Source organism: Paenibacillus sp. RRE4 (assembly GCF_031844205.1).
GTDB lineage: Bacteria > Bacillota > Bacilli > Paenibacillales > Paenibacillaceae > Paenibacillus > Paenibacillus xylanexedens_B.
Map to the genome: position 1 here is coordinate 1 of NZ_JAUZUT010000001.1, position 19,335 is coordinate 19,335.

At 45.5% G+C, this 19,335-nt stretch carries 19 protein-coding genes; 14 read left to right on the forward strand and 5 right to left on the reverse strand.

The window, feature by feature from the left end; translation table 11 throughout:
• Nucleotides 1-286: 286 nt before the first annotated feature.
• Nucleotides 287-1,237, reverse strand: coding sequence for an aldo/keto reductase (locus Q9R46_RS00005; protein WP_311278463.1), 951 nt, complete (start codon nt 1,235-1,237; stop codon nt 287-289).
• 31 nt (nt 1,238-1,268) lie between these two features.
• Nucleotides 1,269-2,273 (reverse strand): Gfo/Idh/MocA family protein, encoded by a 1,005-nt coding sequence (locus Q9R46_RS00010; RefSeq protein ID WP_145414474.1) that lies wholly within the window; start codon nt 2,271-2,273, stop codon nt 1,269-1,271.
• Between the two features lie 118 nt (nt 2,274-2,391).
• Here Q9R46_RS00010 and Q9R46_RS00015 point away from each other — a divergent pair, with 118 nt between their 5' ends.
• From Q9R46_RS00015 to Q9R46_RS00025, 3 genes are all read left to right on the forward strand, one after another.
• Entirely contained in the window at nt 2,392-3,231 is an 840-nt protein-coding gene (locus Q9R46_RS00015; protein ID WP_311278464.1) for an AraC family transcriptional regulator, read from the forward strand.
• Nucleotides 3,232-3,371: 140 nt separating this feature from the next.
• Entirely contained in the window at nt 3,372-3,779 is a 408-nt protein-coding gene (locus Q9R46_RS00020; protein WP_090924327.1) for an RrF2 family transcriptional regulator, read from the forward strand.
• 172 nt (nt 3,780-3,951) lie between these two features.
• Nucleotides 3,952-4,404: a nuclear transport factor 2 family protein gene (locus Q9R46_RS00025; protein ID WP_123065941.1), complete on the forward strand. Its 453-nt coding sequence runs from the start codon at nt 3,952-3,954 to the stop codon at nt 4,402-4,404.
• Nucleotides 4,405-4,579: 175 nt separating this feature from the next.
• Here Q9R46_RS00025 and Q9R46_RS00030 read toward each other — a convergent pair whose 3' ends face one another.
• Nucleotides 4,580-5,947, reverse strand: coding sequence for an MFS transporter (locus Q9R46_RS00030; RefSeq protein ID WP_311278465.1), 1,368 nt, complete (start codon nt 5,945-5,947; stop codon nt 4,580-4,582).
• A gap of 205 nt (nt 5,948-6,152) precedes the next feature.
• Here Q9R46_RS00030 and Q9R46_RS00035 point away from each other — a divergent pair, with 205 nt between their 5' ends.
• The 6 genes from Q9R46_RS00035 to Q9R46_RS00060 all read left to right on the forward strand — a co-directional run bounded on the left by Q9R46_RS00035 (nt 6,153) and on the right by Q9R46_RS00060 (nt 10,445).
• Nucleotides 6,153-6,479: an ArsR/SmtB family transcription factor gene (locus tag Q9R46_RS00035; RefSeq protein ID WP_145334701.1), complete on the forward strand. Its 327-nt coding sequence runs from the start codon at nt 6,153-6,155 to the stop codon at nt 6,477-6,479.
• A gap of 181 nt (nt 6,480-6,660) precedes the next feature.
• Nucleotides 6,661-6,855 carry a hypothetical protein gene (locus Q9R46_RS00040; protein WP_123065938.1) on the forward strand — a complete coding sequence of 65 codons (195 nt, stop codon included), beginning with the start codon at nt 6,661-6,663 and terminating at the stop codon, nt 6,853-6,855.
• 140 nt (nt 6,856-6,995) lie between these two features.
• Nucleotides 6,996-7,910 (forward strand): helix-turn-helix transcriptional regulator, encoded by a 915-nt coding sequence (locus Q9R46_RS00045; protein ID WP_311280904.1) that lies wholly within the window; start codon nt 6,996-6,998, stop codon nt 7,908-7,910.
• On the forward strand, nt 7,903-8,901 hold the full coding sequence (locus tag Q9R46_RS00050) for a cysteine peptidase family C39 domain-containing protein (RefSeq protein WP_311278466.1): 999 nt from the start codon (nt 7,903-7,905) through the stop codon (nt 8,899-8,901). The genes Q9R46_RS00045 and Q9R46_RS00050 overlap by 8 nt, the downstream gene beginning before the upstream one ends.
• A 66-nt stretch (nt 8,902-8,967) precedes the next feature.
• The gene (locus tag Q9R46_RS00055; RefSeq protein ID WP_311278467.1) at nt 8,968-10,005 is read left to right on the forward strand and encodes a hypothetical protein; all 1,038 of its coding nucleotides are present in this window, start codon (nt 8,968-8,970) and stop codon (nt 10,003-10,005) included.
• A gap of 251 nt (nt 10,006-10,256) precedes the next feature.
• Nucleotides 10,257-10,445 carry a Spo0E family sporulation regulatory protein-aspartic acid phosphatase gene (locus Q9R46_RS00060; protein WP_311278468.1) on the forward strand — a complete coding sequence of 63 codons (189 nt, stop codon included), beginning with the start codon at nt 10,257-10,259 and terminating at the stop codon, nt 10,443-10,445.
• Here the strand turns inward: Q9R46_RS00060 and Q9R46_RS00065 are convergent.
• A complete protein-coding gene (locus Q9R46_RS00065) occupies nt 10,417-10,701 on the reverse strand; it encodes a hypothetical protein (protein WP_311278469.1) in 285 nt (94 codons plus the stop codon). The two genes, Q9R46_RS00060 and Q9R46_RS00065, sit on opposite strands and share 29 nt — an antisense overlap.
• A 483-nt stretch (nt 10,702-11,184) precedes the next feature.
• Between Q9R46_RS00065 and Q9R46_RS00070 the strand changes: the two genes are divergently transcribed.
• The 4 genes from Q9R46_RS00070 to Q9R46_RS00085 all read left to right on the forward strand — a co-directional run bounded on the left by Q9R46_RS00070 (nt 11,185) and on the right by Q9R46_RS00085 (nt 16,972).
• Nucleotides 11,185-12,918, forward strand: coding sequence for a DUF6138 family protein (locus Q9R46_RS00070; RefSeq protein ID WP_311278470.1), 1,734 nt, complete (start codon nt 11,185-11,187; stop codon nt 12,916-12,918).
• Between the two features lie 100 nt (nt 12,919-13,018).
• Nucleotides 13,019-14,131: a hypothetical protein gene (locus tag Q9R46_RS00075; protein WP_311278471.1), complete on the forward strand. Its 1,113-nt coding sequence runs from the start codon at nt 13,019-13,021 to the stop codon at nt 14,129-14,131.
• Between the two features lie 6 nt (nt 14,132-14,137).
• On the forward strand, nt 14,138-14,866 hold the full coding sequence (locus Q9R46_RS00080) for a hypothetical protein (protein WP_311278472.1): 729 nt from the start codon (nt 14,138-14,140) through the stop codon (nt 14,864-14,866).
• A 135-nt stretch (nt 14,867-15,001) separates the two neighbouring features.
• Complete coding sequence (locus Q9R46_RS00085; RefSeq protein ID WP_311278473.1) at nt 15,002-16,972, forward strand: hypothetical protein; 1,971 nt, start codon at nt 15,002-15,004, stop codon at nt 16,970-16,972.
• Nucleotides 16,973-17,127: 155 nt separating this feature from the next.
• Here the strand turns inward: Q9R46_RS00085 and Q9R46_RS00090 are convergent, their stop codons facing one another.
• Nucleotides 17,128-18,237 (reverse strand): stalk domain-containing protein, encoded by a 1,110-nt coding sequence (locus Q9R46_RS00090; RefSeq protein ID WP_311278474.1) that lies wholly within the window; start codon nt 18,235-18,237, stop codon nt 17,128-17,130.
• 204 nt (nt 18,238-18,441) lie between these two features.
• Here Q9R46_RS00090 and Q9R46_RS00095 point away from each other — a divergent pair, with 204 nt between their 5' ends.
• On the forward strand, nt 18,442-19,326 hold the full coding sequence (locus Q9R46_RS00095) for a phosphotransferase (RefSeq protein ID WP_311278475.1): 885 nt from the start codon (nt 18,442-18,444) through the stop codon (nt 19,324-19,326).
• Nucleotides 19,327-19,335: the final 9 nt, after the last annotated feature.

The following is a 19,335-nucleotide window of genomic DNA, read 5'->3' on the forward strand; positions in this document are numbered from 1 at the left end:
TGTGCGTGTGCGTGTGCGTGTGCGTGTGCGTGTGCGTGTACGTGTGCGTGTGCGATTATGAGGTAATATTGCCAACAAGGGTAGGCCCAAGCTAGCTAATGTTCTATTGCTTGAGTCACGTTGTATCTGGTCTCTCTCCATTATTCCAGTTCCACAGCTATCAAAAAAACGGGACAAGGCGGAAATTCCGTTACCTTGATCCCGTTTTTAGCTTGAAATTTGTTGTGGTTTATTTAAAAGATTTGTTTTTGGCGTTTAGCAAGGTTAGAATTTCAGGACGTTATCTTCAGATGCCGGCTGGCTTAATCTCACTCGCCAGATCGATCCAGGCGATCTCTTCCGAAGTTAGCGTGATGCGGGAGCCTTCGTCACAGGAGAGCAACTCTGCTTGATTCTGTGCACCAATTAAGGCACAGGTCGGGAAGGACTGATTCAATACATATGCTAACGCAATCTGAATCGCCGTCGTATTCTTGGATGCAGCCAATTCCCCGGCACGACGAAGTCGTTCCCAGTTGCCATCGCTGTAGAATACACGCACCAAGTCCGCATTGTCGCGTACCTCTGGTGTGAATCGACCAGTGAAGAAACCGCGAGCCTGGGAAGACCAGGACAGGAGCGGCAGTTTTGTTTGCTCATGCCATGCGAGCGTTTCGGCATCCGCCGATACACAGCCTGCCCAGAATGGCTCGTTCGCTTTGGCGAGACTGAGATTGGGGCTGCTAAACGTAAATCCTTTGAGACCATGGGAGGCGGCATAAGCGTTAGCTTCTTCTAACCGTTGCCAGGTCCAGTTAGAGGCGCCGATGGCGCCGATTTTGCCAGACTCGATGTGTTCGTTCAGTGCCTCCAGAATGGCAGCCACAGGCATGTTAGGATCATCCCGATGCAGTGCGTATAGCTCGACACGCTCCGTCTGTAAACGCTCCAGGCTTTCTGTCAGGTCTTTGCGAATGGCATCCGCATTCACGCGAGGGCCGTTCTGGTCATGGTGTGCCCCTTTGGTGAGAATCACCATCTGGTCGCGATTGCCGCGTTCCTTCATATAACGTCCCAGTACCTCTTCGCTCTGACCGCCGCAATAGATGTGCGCTGTATCCACCGTGTTGCCGCCGATCGCCAGAAACGCATCCAGGTTTGTTGCAGCTTTCTCATACGTATCATGGAAGAAATAATCTGTTCCTTTGATTAGCCTTGAGACTTTTTTGCCAGCTCCGGCGATTTCAATATATTCCATAGATAAACCGTCCTCTCTTATATAAGGTTCCTCACAATGTAATTCGTGTACGTTCTTCTGCCGAGCGAAGACAAGCTTCAAGGACTTTCATATTGGCTGCCGCATCGGAAGGAGCGAAACGAAGTTCCTTGCCTTGAAGTACAGCGCGAGCCATATCGTCACCTTGTAATGCATAGTGATTGACCTGTTGCACCTCAACCTCACGGCGTTCACCGCCTGCCGTAACATAGAAGTTAGAACTGCTGTCTGTACGAGCAATATAGGCAGAAGGGACTTCGATAATACCGTCAGAGCCAAGCACCTCTAGCGTATTACGGAAGGCTGCCCACATACTGCTGTCAAACGTAACGCCAACATGGTTATCGAATTCAAGCAGTCCGGAAGCCATCATATCCACCTGATCATGCTCTGGTGAGAACATACCGATAACAGTCACGGCCTTCGGCTCCTGTCCCAGCAGGAGGCGAGCCGCACTAATGGAGTAACAGCCGATATCGTACAGCGCGCCGCCGCCCCATTCCTTACGGAAACGAACATTGCCGGATGACCCGGAATTGTTAAACGAAAACGTACTGTGGATGCCACGGATTTCGCCAATCTCGCCGCTGGCAATAATCTCCTTAATCTGGTCATAACGCGGGTGATGGCGGTACATAAACGCTTCGGCCAGATGCACGCCTGCATCTGCACAAGCTTCAACCATCTCGAGCGCTTCTTTTTCCGTGAGAGCGAGTGGTTTTTCGCATAAAATATGTTTGCCAGCCTGTGCCGCGCGGATCGTCCATTCCCGGTGCAGATGATTCGGAAGTGGAATGTAAACGGCATCAATTGAATCATCTTCCAAAATGGCTTCATAGCTTCCGTAAGCCTTTTCAATTCCAAGTTTATCAGCGGTTTGCTGTGCTTTATCGAGATCCCGGCTGGCAATAGCGGTAACCTCGTTCAACTCCGATTGCTGCAAGCCAGGAATGACGGAACCTATTGCAATGTTGGCGCTGCCGAGAATGCCCCAGCGTAACTTTTGAACAGAATTCATAACTTGTTTCCTCCTGTATTTAAATGTATATTGTGATTATAAAGAATAGATGAATGAATTAAAATGATAATATATTGAATTGAATTAACACAATATTGTTTAATGGAGTGAACCAACCATGATGAGACAAACCGTATTGCTGACCCTGCAGGATATCCCATATTTCTGTTATCCTGAGTCCGTTGGACACTATACGGATCATGCCCAGCACGCTGTATTACGTGAGGCAGGGGTGCTTAATAATTTTAACATTCACTATGTTGCGGCAGGCAAAGGATATGTAGAGGCTGATGGGGTGGTGCATGAGCTCAGGGCAGGTCAAGCAGTGCTTTATTTCCCGCATCAGCGGCAGCATTATTATAGTAGCAAAGATGAGCCGTGGGACGTACGCTGGGTTCATTTTTATGGGGAACGGTTGCATGATTATATGCTGGAACGAGGCTTGCACCGCAACCTTTTATGGATGCTGAGACAACGTACTTCTTGGGAAGACGCTCATCTGGCGTTGCTTGAAGAGGTGGAACAGAACCGGATGCTTCGTCCAGCCCAGTTGTCCACGTTGACCTATGCTTTGCTGGCGGAATTTGTACAGCATGCGGTACCGCTCAAGAACACACGCACCACGAGCAAAACGGAGAGCAGAGTGCTGTCGTTATTGCCGCAGATGCAGCAGGAGGCTTGTGAGCCTTTTCTGTTACAAGACTGGGCGGATCGCGCAGGAGTGAGTACGTATTATTTTTGCAAAATGTTCAAGAATGCCGTAGAGATGACGCCAATGGAGTTTATCACACGTTCCAGGTTACAGATGGCCAAGCAATGGCTGCTTGAACGACCGTCGGCCAACATTGGGCAGATTGCCGAGGAAGCGGGATATCCCAATGCAAGTTATTTTAACCGCCAGTTTATGGCGCACGAGGGCATGACACCTACCGATTACCGAGGGTTATACCATAAATAAGAAAGAAAAATGGATGAAGCAAACTTCCAGCAACGCAGAAACGCCATCTACCTTGCGACTCTCATGTGTATTCGTTTGACAGAGCCTTTAATCAGGTCTATTATGGATAAATTAAATCCGTATATATGAGGTGTCCTCTCATGAAATATTCCAAAGCGACCAACTATGCGTTGCATACAATGTTGTATCTGGTTAGCACTGCGCCTGAGCAACTGATTAGCGTGCATCAACTGGCTGAATTCCAGAAAGTATCTCCAACGTACTTGTCGAAAATATTGACCAAACTCGTTAAAGCGGGCATGATCGAATCCACTTCCGGTGCCAATGGTGGTTATCGACTTAGTCGCAAGAACCCTGATCCTTCTTTTCTGGAAATCATTCATGCCATCGAAGGCAAGGCTTCCTTGTTTGAATGCTCACAGAATCATAATGCAGCGTGTTTGATCCAGCAGGTGATGGTTCAGGCGGAAGAAGAGATGGAAAGTTTCCTGCAACATAAAAAAATGTCTGAGCTCGCGTCCCAGATGAGGGAAGCTCATTCGCTGTAATCTTTGCGGCTCTAGTGTGGCTCTTGAATGTTTCTATTCCAGTAAGATTGGGTAATGCTTCTAGATTTCTCACTTGTTGTAACGTTGTGCCTGACAGAAGGGCAATGCTACAATAAGGAAGATATTATCTATACATACTTAATCACATCTTACATCTCTGGAGGGAATACACATGAGCCAAACGACGACGATGACGGAACTGGAGCAACTGCTTGCACTTGAAAATATTAGAAATACCAAGGCGCGTTACTGCCGCTATATCGATACGAAAGCATGGGACGAACTCGGTGACGTATTTGCTCCCGATGCCGTTGCCGATTTCAGTACGGAAGGCAATCCGATTCCCGTTCTGACTGGACGTGACACGATTGTACAAGTGTTCCGTGACCTTGTAGACCCGGCGGTGACTGTGCATCACGTACATAGTGCGGAGGTGGAGTTTGTATCTGCGACTGAAGCCAAGGTTATTTCTCCGATGGAGGACTGGGTGACGTTCCCGGAAGGCAACGAGAACAAATCTTTCCACGGATTCGGGCATTATCACGAAACATTTGTCAAGATCGATGGACAGTGGCGTATTCAGCATACCAGCTTGAAACGTTTGCGTCTGGATCTGTTCGAATAAGCAACCGCTAATTGATTATACAATTCACACGGAGAGTCTGATCTTGATCAGGCTCTTTGGTTTGTTTTCTTTGTAGCGATGACATCATTAAACATATCCCCGAGAAAATAAAAAACCCAGAAGAACTGTCGGATGACAGTACCTTCTGGCTTGGTCAAGCTAATCCAATTTCGAATTAGGCTAAAGTATGTTTCCGTGACTGCATTCTCAGATAAATTTGCGAAAAGATAACGGATGCGAGGCCCACCACGGTCATGCCCCAGAAAATAAAGCTATACGCCGAAGCTAGCTGCATGTTCTGCATCGCGGTCAAAGCAACTCCGGTTACAGCTACGCTGAATGCACCGCTGAAAAATTGACTTAGCTGGAACAGTCCCATGCCTGCGCCCACTTGATCCATGGACAGATTGCCTGATAATTCGTTGGATACGCTAGTCGTCAATGATGAGAAACCGACGCTGAGTAGCATATATACAACCATGATGGCATAGATGCTTTGGTCTGCAAACAGAGCGAACAGTCCGGCAGCGGCCAGGAGTAGCCAAGGAGCAAACTTCAATAACAACGTATTGCCATGACGATCAATCATACGCCCGATGCGGTTTGACAGCAGCATGGACACAAGCGCACCCGGGAAGATGACAAGTCCCGATTGTGCCGGTGTCAGTCCATAGAGATGTGCAAGAACCTGCGGCAGCAGGAACAAGGTAGCGAAGTTATTAATGTAAGATACAATTCCCAGCGAGCTGAGGATCATATATTTCTTGTCTTTGAACAATGCCGGTTGCACAAACGGATCAGCTGCACGGCGAATGCGGAACCAGAACAGCAACAGTGCGCTTATCCCGATGATGAGTGTAATGATCTGACGAGAAGTCAGAAATAACAGAATCCCGGTTGTACCGATGGCAAGCAAAACCGCGCCTAGCATGTCGAAGGAACCCTTTTGCGGCGTCTCTCGCGGTAACAGTTTATAAAAAACAGGGATTAAAAACAGCGCTAAACCGGTAACGATAAACAGATCATGCCATCCCAAAAACTGTGTAATGCTTCCGCCAAGTACCGGGCCGAGTCCCAGACCCAGCGAACTGGCGGACATAATAACGGCCATCGATTTACCCCGGCGATCATTCGGAATGTAACGGGTGATCAGCACAATGGCAAGTCCCGGAACGGAAGCTGCACCTGCCGCCTGAACCAGACGCGCAATGAGCAGAACAATGAAGTGGTCACTGAAGAAACCCAAGACAGATGCGGCTCCGAGCAGGGTCAGTCCAGTAGTAAATAAAGTACGTATCGGCACAAAATCGGACAAACGGGAGAATGTAATCGAGGATATCGCAAATACGATGGAATAACCCGTAACAATCCAGGATGAAGCGACAGAGGTCAGCTTGAATTCGGATGCAATTTTGGGCAGAGCCAGATTAAACATCATCGTGTTCATCACGACGAGTACAACGGTGAAACCAAGTAAGGCCACAATTAATCCTTCTTGTATGCTAGTCCGTTCCATCGGAGTTGCCGTAGCCGTGTTGTTCATAAAAACCTCCTATCGTGATGTGTATTTCGCAACATTTCAGAAACGGTTGTAACATTTGCAAAATGGTGTATAATGTCAGCCCCTGTGTTCCACAACAAGGGATGCATGCGAAATGATATAAGTTCGATTGGTATCGAACATTAGAAATATATCATGGATGTATGTTAGAATACAATGCATAGTCTTAAAAAAAGGAGACTGCCTTATGAAAATTTTACATCATCCACAAGTGGCGGATATTGAGCTTTCTTCCGTGCTTTATGCGCTCAGCGACCCGACACGGCTGGGCATTGTGGCTGAATCCGCCAGAAGCGGGGAGCAGCCATGCAGTCATTTTCATGCTCGTGTTGTGAAATCAACGATGTCGCACCATATTCGTACTTTACGGGAGGCGGGTGTCATTCGCGTCCGAGTACAGGGTACACAGCATTTTATTACACTACGGTCGGAGGATCTGGAAGAGAGATTTCCAGGGTTGTTACAGCCTCTTCTCCAAGCTGCAGCACTGACAAGCACAGAATCGGCTGAATGAATGTCCTTTCTTCTATATGAAGAAGGGGCATTTTTTATTTTTTGGATAGATGCCCATGAAAGACTCCATATTGAACTCGATAAAAGATTGCTCCTGATGCGACATTCTGTGTCGTCCCAATGCCTCTATAATGATGGTGAACAAAAACACATAAACCCTATTGAAAAGAGGTTCACAATCATTGGCTAAAACAAAAAGAGGTCGCGTTCTATGGAGTCTTCCGTCCAGAGGACGGGGAACATGTCCAATATGCAAGAGTACACGAATCAAATTGTTGTATACGCAAACGAAAACAGATGGCACGAGTCTGAAAGTTTGCAAAAAATGCTCCAAAGCAGTGCAGTCCAGAGTAGATCTGGCAGAAGCAAATGTGTAGCGTTGAAAGCTAACATACGTGTACGTAAATGTTATACGGATAAACTGTCATGGCCTGTTCTTCGGAACAGGCTATGCCCTTTTGTTATAATACAGGAATAAACGTTGGAATGATTCAGGGGGTGAAATCGCTTGAGTAGTATGCATCGGATTCATTGGTTCGATGAACAGATTCGAAGCGGGCGTTTTCCGAACAGCGGTGGCCTGGCCCAACAATTCGAGATATCTCGGCGTCAGGCGCAGCGTGATATTGAATATATGGTAAATACCCTCAGAGCCCCATTGGTGTATGTAGCCAAGTATCGAGGGTATTGTTACGAGGATCAGACCTTTCGTTTGCCGCATTTATATATGACGGATGAGGAACAAGGCGTTCTCAAATATCTGGCTCACCGATATCGGCATTATGACTATGAGCATTCGGATACGGTGAAACGGGTGGCACACTTATTGGAACGTTTTACGATGGAGGAGCATCTGCCCAAAGAGCAGTATCCGGTGTTTGCGGCATCGCCTAGGCACCTTCAATGGTTTAAATTGTTGTCCCATGCGATAGAGGATGCACGAAAAGTGCATATCTATTACAAGAATCATGAGGGGGAGCACCAGATCACCTTCTGTCCAGTGAAGCTGACTGCTCAATTTAATGCAGACTATGTAGTCGGTTATGAGACAGACCCGCTACAACAGACACCGATTCGGCTGGAAAGCATCATGCAGCTGACGCTGCTGGACGAACGCTTTGAATGCAACCAGGATACATGGATCAGTAGCTGGGAAGATACGTTGCCTGTGCGGAAACCGTTTGTGGCCGAGATTCGTTTCCATGAAATGCAGCGATCAGAGCTGTGGCAAGGGTTCCGGATTCGGGAGCGAAAGGGTCAGGTCTGCTTGATAGAATTTTACGATGCGGACGTATTTTTGCAACATCTGTATGCTGCGGAGTGGGAGGAACTACTCTCCCCAGGATGGCTCAGACGCAAGCTGATGAAGCGGGTAGGAGAAATGACAGAGCGGCTTAGCAGGGGACAGAAAGGGAGAGAACAGGATGGCTGAGAACATGCTGGAGCATCTGGTGATGACAAGGGAGTCCAAATCATTTGTGGACAGCCTACATGCGATTTTGCGGCATACAGGTCAATTCCAGGGTGAGAAGTATATGCTTGCAGGGTATACCGGCATGGCCTTTAAATTATCGGTTCATAAGAGATTACTGCCGATGTCCGTGACGGCTTACGGACAGTGGGGAGTGGCTCATCAAGGCGGAATCGATAATCTTGGCCTATTTACAATATATGATGGGGGACGCAGTCGTCATCCGACATTTGCTTATTATCAACAGGATGCAGTGAATTGGGTCAGACGGAGTCTGGATGAAGGCAAAGGCGTCATCTACTGGATGCCCGAATTTGGTGTCATTTATGGATACGATGATGCAGATCGGGTCTTTTATGTGCAGGATGGTTGGAGCAAAGAGCCGCATATTTTACTGTATGACAATTTCGGGTTGAATTTCACCGGTTTCTGGTACTGCCAGATCTTTGGTGACCAGGTACAGCTTACAGAACAGGAGATGGTGCTGGAATCTTTACGCCTGGCAATGGAGGATTGGGATATTCCGTACCGTTTGTTACCTGATCAAAATATAGCTTCCGGACGGCTGGCATATGATGTTTGGATTGAAGCACTTCGCTCTGGAGATTACGATGGTGCAGGAGCAGCCTACCTTCTGGATTCATACTGCCAATCGCGTACCGAGATTCAAATGTACTTACATGATGTTCGCGGCTTATGGACTGAACTGGATCTGGCATTAACGTGTTATACCCAGATTGCTGAACGCATCCAGCAGATGAGAGCACTTCTGGTAAGGGAAGAAAACGGGCTTGTACTGCGGGAGGATACCAATGAGCAACTTGCGCAGTGGCTTGGACAGGCGAAGTTACTTGAAGAACAGGCGGTTGATTCTTTTCGTAATATATCCGCGCAGTATGCCGATCGTAAAGGATCTACGGTACCCCGCTGGGGCACACACTCCGCACGTTAGAACTGGGATGGGGACGTACGATGAAGAAAAGGAAGGCAGAATGGATGCAGGAATGGGGCTCAAAGAATGAACAAAATGAGGTTATTGACTGATTTAGCTGATTTAATGCAGCGACTACCTCAGAGCAATTCGGAGATCACAAACACGGATACATGGCGATACGCAACAAGCACCTATGCAGATGCGTTATATCCTATTTTATTACACCAAAAGTGGACACATCTTCCGCGCTATATGATTGCAGGCATGACAGCAAGTCTTTTTCGTTTCGTGGTGGACCGTCGTCTGACGACAGAATCCATCTCGGCATATAACTGGATGGCAGAGAACTTTGTTGCTGCTGATTTCATCGGCGTGACAGCGAGTCAGGCTGCCGGGTTTTCTTTTGAACCGACGTTCCCACTCTATCAGAAGCAGGCATTGCATGATATTAAGGCCTCGATTGACCGGGGAACCGGGGCGGTGCTGTGGCATGATCAATTTGTGGTGGTTGTCGGATACGACGATGACGAGGAAGTCCTATTTCTCTGCACAGGAGATGATCCTGACATGCTTCGTTTACCCTATTCCTTAGTCGGCCGGAATAACTCACCCTATTGGTATTATCAAGTGTTGGAAGCTCACCAATCCATCGATATGTGGGAAGTGTGCAAGGAGTCGTTAATACAGGCCGTATACAAATGGGAAACGCACGACTATATGTTGCCAGCGCAGGATTACTCTTGCGGTTCTGCCGCATACACCGTGGTTGCGGATGTGCTGCAGTCCGGAAACTATGAGAGCAATCATGCGGCAACGGTGCTTCGCTATTATGCTGATACAAGAGGGGACATCGCCTCATATGTTAAAGCACTTGAACATTTATCGCCGCATATGGATCAAGTGGTTGTAAAATACACACAGCTTGCTGATTTCTATACATCAATAGTTGAAGTACTGGATGATTCCGCCGCAGCATGGGATGCAAGGAAACCGGAAAGTGTACGACGAGTTAGCGAACTCATTCGAAGCGCAGGGGAGGCAGAACAAGCTGCCATTGATGCAATTAAACATGCTTTTCCCGAAACGATCAACAATCGCTTCTCGGATATTGGGCTAAGATAACACTACGACACTTTAACATCAAATGAGCTGTACAGCCGATGACACGTTAAACACCAGAGAGGCGATGAGCCAGTCTGGTGTCTTTTTGCGTATCCATCCAAGTTTCGAACTCAACAAGGATAAACGCTGCTTTTATAAAAATAATATATAAAATTTGAAATAAAGGTAATCTGAATCCTGCTTCATTCCGAATATTATAATATATGGTCTTATTTGGATGGTGAATTCAAGGAATGAATGGGGGCAGAACGATGGTACGGAACCCGGAAACCCTTCAGGAATGTATCGAAAACGCAAGGCAGAGACTTTACCAGATGGCAAACCAATATACGAATCTGCAACATCCAGAAGTCATTCGTCAGTCGATGGTGCTGGATGAATTAATTAATGAATATAACGATGCCAAACGCTTCATTTCACAAAGGAACCATCATATTTAGGGTCAAGTGTACGAACGGCTGACTGAACCTCCGAAACAAGTCGTTCGCGTTCTTCGTAGAGTGGCATCTCTTCTTCATCAAACTGAAAGTGAATCGTTCGGACATCGCCTTCAGACAGTGTCATTTTTTGAAGAAATTTTAATTCAAAGAGAAATGAGTCATCAAACCTCGTTCCATCTCGATCCCTGTAGCAGTACAGAGAGTCAATATCCTTTTCTTCAACCACTAACACACCTTGTTCTGTCAACTTCATCATTGGATCCTCCTTCATAAGTGTGGTATGCAATATCTATTTACATTATATAGCGTCTGTTAAAATTTGGGGATAGCTATATCATACATGACCTGAATATTTTATAAACTAAATGATTTCTGTTTTGCTTAGCTGTAGGAGTTTAGTCTTCAAGTAATCGTACGAAAGTCCGACAAGGATATAGGCAATTTCATAAATACACTGAAACGACGTTGTTAACATCTCATTTCGGTGTATTTTTTGTGCTTCCTCCGAAGTTTCACGCCAGAGAAGGAACTCTTGATCAGGATTAGTTTCGGGACAACCGTGCGTAAGACTTATTGTTGCGAGTATGACCGGGCGTGTAAAATATAGGTGGAATGCGAACGTTAATGCGTATTTTTATCATTTAATGTACAGACTGCTCAGGCAGTTTGAGATAGAAGCCGTCGTGGCGTTGAAACAAGAGTACATACAACATGTTTTACGAGAAAGGCAGGAGATAGAATGACAGCAGCATTGGAACAAGCACTGGAAGAGATGATTCAGGCCATTCATGAATGGTTTGATGAGCAAACGGCACGTAAGGATTTAGAGCAGACGATCCAACGAACGAAACTGCAGATGGGCATATTCGATGATATCTTTGTTTTGTACAAGCCGGGAAGAACGATCGTGGATAGTCTGGATATGGGATGGGATGAAGGTTCATTATCGACGCAGGCGATCCGGTTTACAGAAGAAATGGTACGCGCCGAAATCCAGCCAAGGCTGGTTGAAGTGGTTCAGGAAAAATTGGCTGAATGGGCAGATACACCGCTGATTGATTACCGGTTTACGTTTAGAGGGAAGTTTCCTACAAGCAACGGGATGCTGAAACTGACGTTGCTGGAATACATCAACGAAGAGAAAAGACAGCAGTTGCTGGAACGAATTCGTACGTATACAGAGCATAAACTGGAGAATGGTGTGTACCCGACCAAGCCGCTTGAAACGACCTTTTTGGCAAAACATCTGCTTGATCCCGTGTTGTTTCCATCTATGGATGCAACATGGATCATTAGACAATATGAACAGATTCAAACGTTAAATCGGGAGCGAAAGGATGCTCTCGCCGAGCATCGTCATACGATCATTTATGCCTTGACGCTATGGGCGGAGAAGCAGTTTTTACCACAGTATTTCGACGTGCAGATTTCAGAATATTGTGAAAATGAATACACGTTGAAGCCGGATCAGAAGCTGGGCGGACTTGTTAAAGATATAAATATAAGTAAGGATAAGGAAATGGATCAGGATTTCGATCTGGCTCAGGCTCAGGATGTGGCTTCACACCCCATCGATCTGCTCCTCTATGCAGCGGTGATGATTTTGCGTTTCGAACCTAGCTACAGCAAGCCAAGGGGGCTTAAATTTCTGGAACTCGCGAAGCAACTCGGTAGTGAGCAGGCAGATCGGATGTTAACTGAGGGCAGTGGTGCATATAAGCCAGAAGATACTTATGTTAAAACGGAGCAGGTGGAGTGCCAGGCCAATGATGTTTTTGCGAGGATAACGATTCAGATACATCAGGAAGGACCAGGAGCATATCAACAGGCGATAGCCTTTATTAGTCGTTTGCTGGAGCAGGGTTTCCCCAAGAGTTATCACATCAAACTGAAATCTAAAGTAAAACAGTATCTTCCAATCAAGGGACTTGCCAAATCAGATACACACCGATTCTTTGCAAATGCTCTGGCATATCCGGAGCTGTATTCACTTCTGGAACAATACGCACGAGTAGCCATCCAGGAATTTGAGTTTTATGCTGATACAGAAGGGGAGAAGAGTGGAATGCCTGGAAGTTATGCAGCTTTTGGGCTTGGACTTACGAGCGAGCAGTATTTTCCTCTGATTCACGATTATATGGGGCAGGTCGATGATGAGCATCAGATGATTCAGGACAAATTTATTGCTGCCTTTGCCGATAAATATGGGGTGACAGCAGACTCAGTGCCGGTTCTCGTTCAGAGTTTGCGGCGTTCAACGGACGGACTGAAGCTCAAATTGTTGCCGGAGTTCGAGCAGGAAGAGAAGCTTGAATGGCTGCTGGAACAGGTTCAGGAGTTGGAATCCTATGAAGTTCAGCGTGTGCTCTATCCGATTTTTGGCAAGGTGGAGAAACTGGTTGCACTGGCTCGCAAGGCGGAGGGGAAACGAAAAGAATTATTACTGAGGCTGTCGAAGGCCGCAGGCCAATAAACGATTCTTTTACCAATTAAACCAATTCATATAAATGACCTTGGCGATCCATTGAATAGTACAGTAGACACCATGAGATGTGATGAAAGGTGGAGTTAGGATGGAAGCTTTAACAAGAAGCGTTTGGCAGGGGCTGTCCGAGCAGGACAAGCAAGAGTGGATGCAACGTATTGTGCTCCAGTTGCCTGAAGGGATGCAGTATGAGGGATTGCAGACGTTTGAACGATATGGGCAGCGGACTCAAACCGGGGTGTTTACACACGATGAGCAGCGATTCGTATTTGTTCCAGGTGATCAGGTAACATTAGGCTGGGAAAAGTGGCATCACGGAATGGATGAGCAAACGACTGCTGATCTGCACGAAACTGCAAGCAGTTACGGGATTGAGGACGTACAATCGTTTCTGGCAGGCCAGATGTCACCTGTGAGAGCGGTCAATATTGGCCCGATGCTTGTGGAGTGTGAGACCACCTCCCTGGGGTGGATTGAGGTAACCGAGGAAGAAGCATTTGCTCAGGAGCATGATGACTTTCCTAAAGCCTTAGCCGAATTCAAGGAATCAGGGCTGAATGAATATGAACTTCATCTGGAATTCAAACTGATTCAAGACCAAGGAGAGGTTCGCATTCTCTGGTTTAATGAAGGGATCGAACTGGAGGACATTGTAAAGGAAGAAACAGCGGCTGGATTTAGTTTGTTGACGGAAGACGAGTGGGAGTATATCTATGGTGGAGGTTGCCGCACGTTATTCCCTTGGGGAGACAGCTTTGACTATACGATGAGATTAAGACATTTGGGAATACCTCAAAATCAAGATCAGCTAGATCAATCGTTTGTTCATTCAGAAAAAGATACAGATACAGCCGTGGATACTGGGACAAATGCACTTACGGAGCCGACTGAATCCTCGCGAGCTGGAGCAAATCATCACCAGTATGATTTGGAGTTGCCGAATTTCTTCGGTATACAGTTTACCGGAGATCCATATAAATACGAGCTTACGCTGGGTGCAGATGATGAAGTGATGCCAAAAGGCGGAGATGGCGGGGCTCTGATCTGTGGAGGAACAGGGCCATTGCTTAGCTTCCTGCCTGCTGCTTCGGTGTTTTTTCGGGATATGAATGTGGATGAACTGGATTGGGAGGAATTGATGGATGCGTTGTATTATCGCCGGGTCATCCGTCTGAGGGATGTAAAGATTAATGGAGAGTAGTGTAGTATGGCGGAGTACATGACAAACAACAATCAAACAGAACCTTCGGATGATGAGGTGAATGCTACAAATGGTGCCGTGATGTTTAAGGGAAAAACCTATCCGAAGGAAACGTTCGAGAACTATTTGGTTATTTATGCATCCGACGGAATTCGGCTGAGTGCCGGCACGCTGGTTTTGTTTTTTCTGAATGTATTTCTGCTTATTCCGATCTTTAGTGTTCCATATCAATCTCTTTATGCATATCTTCTTTTGCCACCATTAGTGATCTTGAACCTGTGGGCCATCGCTCTAATTATTGCTCCACGCAGACTTCAATTAAATTATGTATTGTTCCGGGGTGTATTTGGGCTTGTGTGTTCAGTCACTTTTATGGTGGTTATACAGAAGTTTGCGTACGGGACGTTGGGTATGACAACGCCATGGTATGTGATTGGTTCCTTCGTGATGTATGTATTTACTTTAATTCAATATGTGAGGTTTCGTTTGCGAAAATTAAAGCAGTCGCCTCGGCTTAACAAAATAGACAAAAACTTCAGGATGCCTATCGCTGTCATAGCCGTGATTTCAGGAGGGGCATACCTGATGGCTAACATTTCACTGGCTTTCGTTACAGAACAGACGGTAGTTGTTATTTTGATTTGCGTATATAACATGCTTATCTTTGTTGTGTTTCACTTTGTTATGGACTTGCATCGATATTACTGGCTGCGCCGAGTCATGAATGAAAAATGAAGCTAAACGAATATCTCGTTTTTTATTTATTAAAAAAGTTTTCATATATGGAATAATTAGTGATGAAACTTTTATATAAAGGAAATATACTTAACAAGTCTCAATCCAATCCATTATATAGAGAAGGAGTTAAGTATGTCCAAAGAGTACAAGTGGTTTGTAGTCAGTGTTGTTGTTATATTTATCTTGATGTCTAACGTGTATGGATTCTCCGAGGCATCCGCTGCCTCACTTTCTCCAAGTGCACAGACTGGAGAACGAGTGAGCTCATCTGCGGATCGGGTGCAACATAACATTCGTTTTGCAATCCGAGGCACCGAAGTTGAAGTTTCGACCGTGAAGACCAGTTTTGATACCGGTGAAATGAAAAGAAACAATTACCATTTTACAGATCCAGCGGTTCTTCCACGAATACATACGGGTTTGACGACAACCTCTCACCATTATGATCCGATCGTCAGTGATACACCATCAGGTTTAAAAGGATACATGGTTTATTACGCAACGGAAAAGAACGAGCAATACTATGTTTTGTATGAGTATGATTATAGTTCCAACACCCTTCGCAAGGTTCATGAGAGTGAAAATCGTATATATATCGAACCGCAGCTGGGCATGTTTTACACCATGTATGAGAAAAATGCAGTGAAGTATCAGTATTATTCGATGGCAACGGGAAAAAAAGTATATACTCACGGGAAAATATATAAAGAAAGAGAGATTACTGACACGAAATATGCGGTATCGCCAATACCGAAGAATCGTGATTTCGGAGTATATTGTACATTGACGTTAAAAGATTGCCACTATCTGGAGTATGGTGGAATAAAGGGACAGAAGGCCAAAGTTAGCAATTTACAGATGATGCATGATATGAAGACAAAGCTAACATCAAAAACATTTCAAGCAAGTTCAGATGTGCAACTTAGCGTTTCGCAGGGAAATGTACATGATCGGAAATCGGATTGGACTGTGATTGCAACCAAGAATGGCCAAAAAACGACACTGATTAAAGAGCGTGTTGGCTATGTGCATTCTTTTGTATCCCCTGAAAGAAAGACATTGGTATTGGTCACAGAGAGTGGTCTGGATAGTAAAATGGAATCGTCGAAAGTACATCTCTATGATCTAAAAACACTAAAGAAAATTCGCTCCTATGACTCACCGTATAAAGCTCGTACAGAAAGTATTCAATGGGTTACCGAGGATGAGTATGTGATTGAGCAATACTTTTCCAATCCAGGCGGATATCCGCCATCTTTATATGTAATTTCCGAGAACAAACATCTCAAATTGAGATATGACACTTATCGTGACTGGAAAAATCACTGGAATTCGTTTCAGTTTTCTACGATTTTCTTTCCAATGGAGCCTGTAGCAATTAAGTCCGGTAATGGCGTATTAGCGTATAAAGGCCAGCCATCCTTCTATATGGGAGGTCAGAATTATGTTCCTTTGCAAGAATTTACGCAAGCCTTCCATATTCAATATCAGCTGAGCAAAGACCGGATCACCTTTACTCGTGGTCAGCGCTCTTCCAGCATAAACAAACCTTCTAGCCAATCGATAACTTTATACAATCAGACCTTTATTCCGTTAGGTCAATGGAATAAGGATCTGGGATTGAAGGTTTCAGAAACGAAGGGCGGAATTCATAGTAGAGAATTAATTTTGAGTGATGAAGAAAAGGGTAGTGAACTGGCAATGGCTCCTAAATATCTTGCGTTTCGAGCATATGCACGATGGATGAAGAGTGTTGGCGACGGTTACCAGTTAGATATAGTAAATACAAGAACAGTGGAATCACCAGTATCGGACCGATTAGAAAGTGTAGTGTTAAATTTTGACGGGACGATCACGTATGATTCTCCTGAATCAACTTTGACTGAATTATGGTTTACCAGTCAGGATTTTAATACCGTCATTGGAACCTTGTCTGTATCCGATATTCCCGAGAAAAAGTGGGGGTTCACCACAGCTAAAATCCCTGCGAATGTAATACAAGACGGAATTGTGAATGTAATTGTTCCTAGGAAAAAAGGAATTTCAACCTATGTGCACTCGGTGAAACTTCCAGCCCCGTTTGATAAAAACAAATTTGAATAGGCACTGATTACGGGTACAGCCTCAAGGCTGTACCTTTTTCATGAACAAAACACATACCAGGTCGGCTTTTACGTCTGGAGAACGGATGAGCCGAGATGGTATGTGTTTTATTTGTTAGTATTTATCTTATGGTGTTACCCTAAAGAAGCTGAGATTTATTTCAACTTTTGCACGCCTGCAGCCATTTGCTCCAGTTGGGTATGCGTCAATTGGTTATTTGGCGAGCTGAGTGTGACATATCGATCATCCAGCTTGAACGTAAGCATGTCGGTTTTGTCCGGAGTGTACCATTTGGCATATACGCCGTTAGGCAGTTTTACTGTTTGGCCATCATAGCTGAACGAGTAGTCTCTAGGAGACACCGTTACATTCATGCGGTTAAAGACAAAATTCACACCATCTCCGCCGGCACCCACGCTTTTAAATGCATCTCCCGCAACCATGTGTTGTGGTGCATAAGCGGTGGTGAAACCATCGAACTGAGCAAATGATTTACGGATCTGTTCCAGTTGCTGTTTGGAGTAACTTACATTTTCAAAAGCAGTAATGCCTTGATCATTGCCGCCCTTTACTTTTTGTACAGAGACAGCGACTTGTTGCAACTGTGTTTGGGACAGCTTATGATCTGGTGAACTGAGTGTCACATACCGATCATCCAGCTCGAAGGTTAACATGCCGATATCGCTCGGTGTATACCATTTTGCACTAACACCGTTGGACAGTTTAATCTCTTTGCTCGTGTAGCCGTCCGAATAATCTCTTGGAGAAACCTCCACTTTCATGTGATTGAAAATGAAGCTTACTCCATCTCCGCCTGTGGCTACGCTTTTGAATGTATCACCTGTAGCCATTTGCTGCGGCGCATAGGCTGTTTCGAAGCCGTCGAATTGAGCAAATGCCTTCTGGATCGATTCTTTTTGCGCCGCGGTATAGGTTACATTGGTTAGTGCAGTTGGATTGCTGTTCGCTTCACCAATAATCACTTGTTTATTGACACCATCGTACGTTACAGGCACATGCAGTGCATCGGCCAGTGCGCGAACTGGCAGATAAGTCGAGTTATTGTACGTGATGGGAGCCAGTTTTTTACCGTTCCCGTCAGTCGGCGAGTAGGCTGCACCGTCTACATTAAAGCCGATCCCATGATTGAGGTAAGCCGAGATTTTCTCTAATTGCGTTCCGGCGTATACACCGGCTGCTCCGGTTAAGGTCATACCCAGCACCATCATTGTAGCTACGGATTTCTTCATGTTTTTCTTCATCATATATCTCTCCTTTAAGTTGGGGTTATTTGTTGTCTTGCTGTTCCTTATGGCTTTATATTACCCCCCGAACTTATCCAGAATAATTCTGAATTATCTCCAACTTGTAAACATGTGTAACGATCTTTGCATCATGATGGGTAGTTCTCATGTATAGCTTATAGGGGAAGCATCTTGTTTGAGTTTCATCATTAAGGAGGGACATGGATGGATCATCGCGTTATGAAAGAATTTATTGAAGAGTTTTATGATATTGGTCGGATACAGCGCGTGGAAGTGATGAAACAGGGGACGAGTTCTGAAGCCAAATGCATTGATTCTTCAGCAGGTAGATTTGTGTTGCGTAGACTTAGAGATGAGCAGCAGGCTGTAAACGAAGAGAGATTTCATCACGTTCTGTCACTGCAAAACATCTCTCCAGCAATGGTGATTGCGCGGAACGAGTTGTCCTACGCTCATTGGAATGATGAGATATATAACTTGCAGCACTATGTAAAAGGGACGATACCATACGATCATGCAACGATGGATTTTGTTTTGTTTGGAAAAATGCTTGCTCGCTTCCACCATGCCGCTCACAAACTTGAAATCGTGGATCAGCCGGATCGTTTTGCGTTATCTCTATTATGGTCACAAGTCTGTGATGAAGTCAGGGGATCTTCGTCAGCTATTATCGGTTCACTTGAGGGGCATGTAGAGCAATGTACAGAGTATGTCGTGAGAAATGATAGCCTGATTCATGGTGATCTGGGTGTGTGGAATATGTTATTTATGAAACAAAAGACGCTTTTGATCGATTTTGGAGAGGTGAGAAGAGGTGATCCGCATTTTGATGTGGCTGCCGCGCTTACTTCGATGATCCCTGCAACCGCAAGAGCGAATGAGTGTTTATGTATAATAGAAGAAGTGATGAAAGGATATGCTGAGGCCGGGGGACTGCTCACGAGAGAACAGTTGTATGAACATATTCACCTTTGGATGCTACGCGGCTGGTTGGCATCGATCAGGGAGAGGGGAGTTACCTCCCCGATGGTGGAGTATATTGAGCAAGGCATGCGAAGAGTTGCCACTTTCAAGAAGATGTTGCTGTAGTGTTCATGG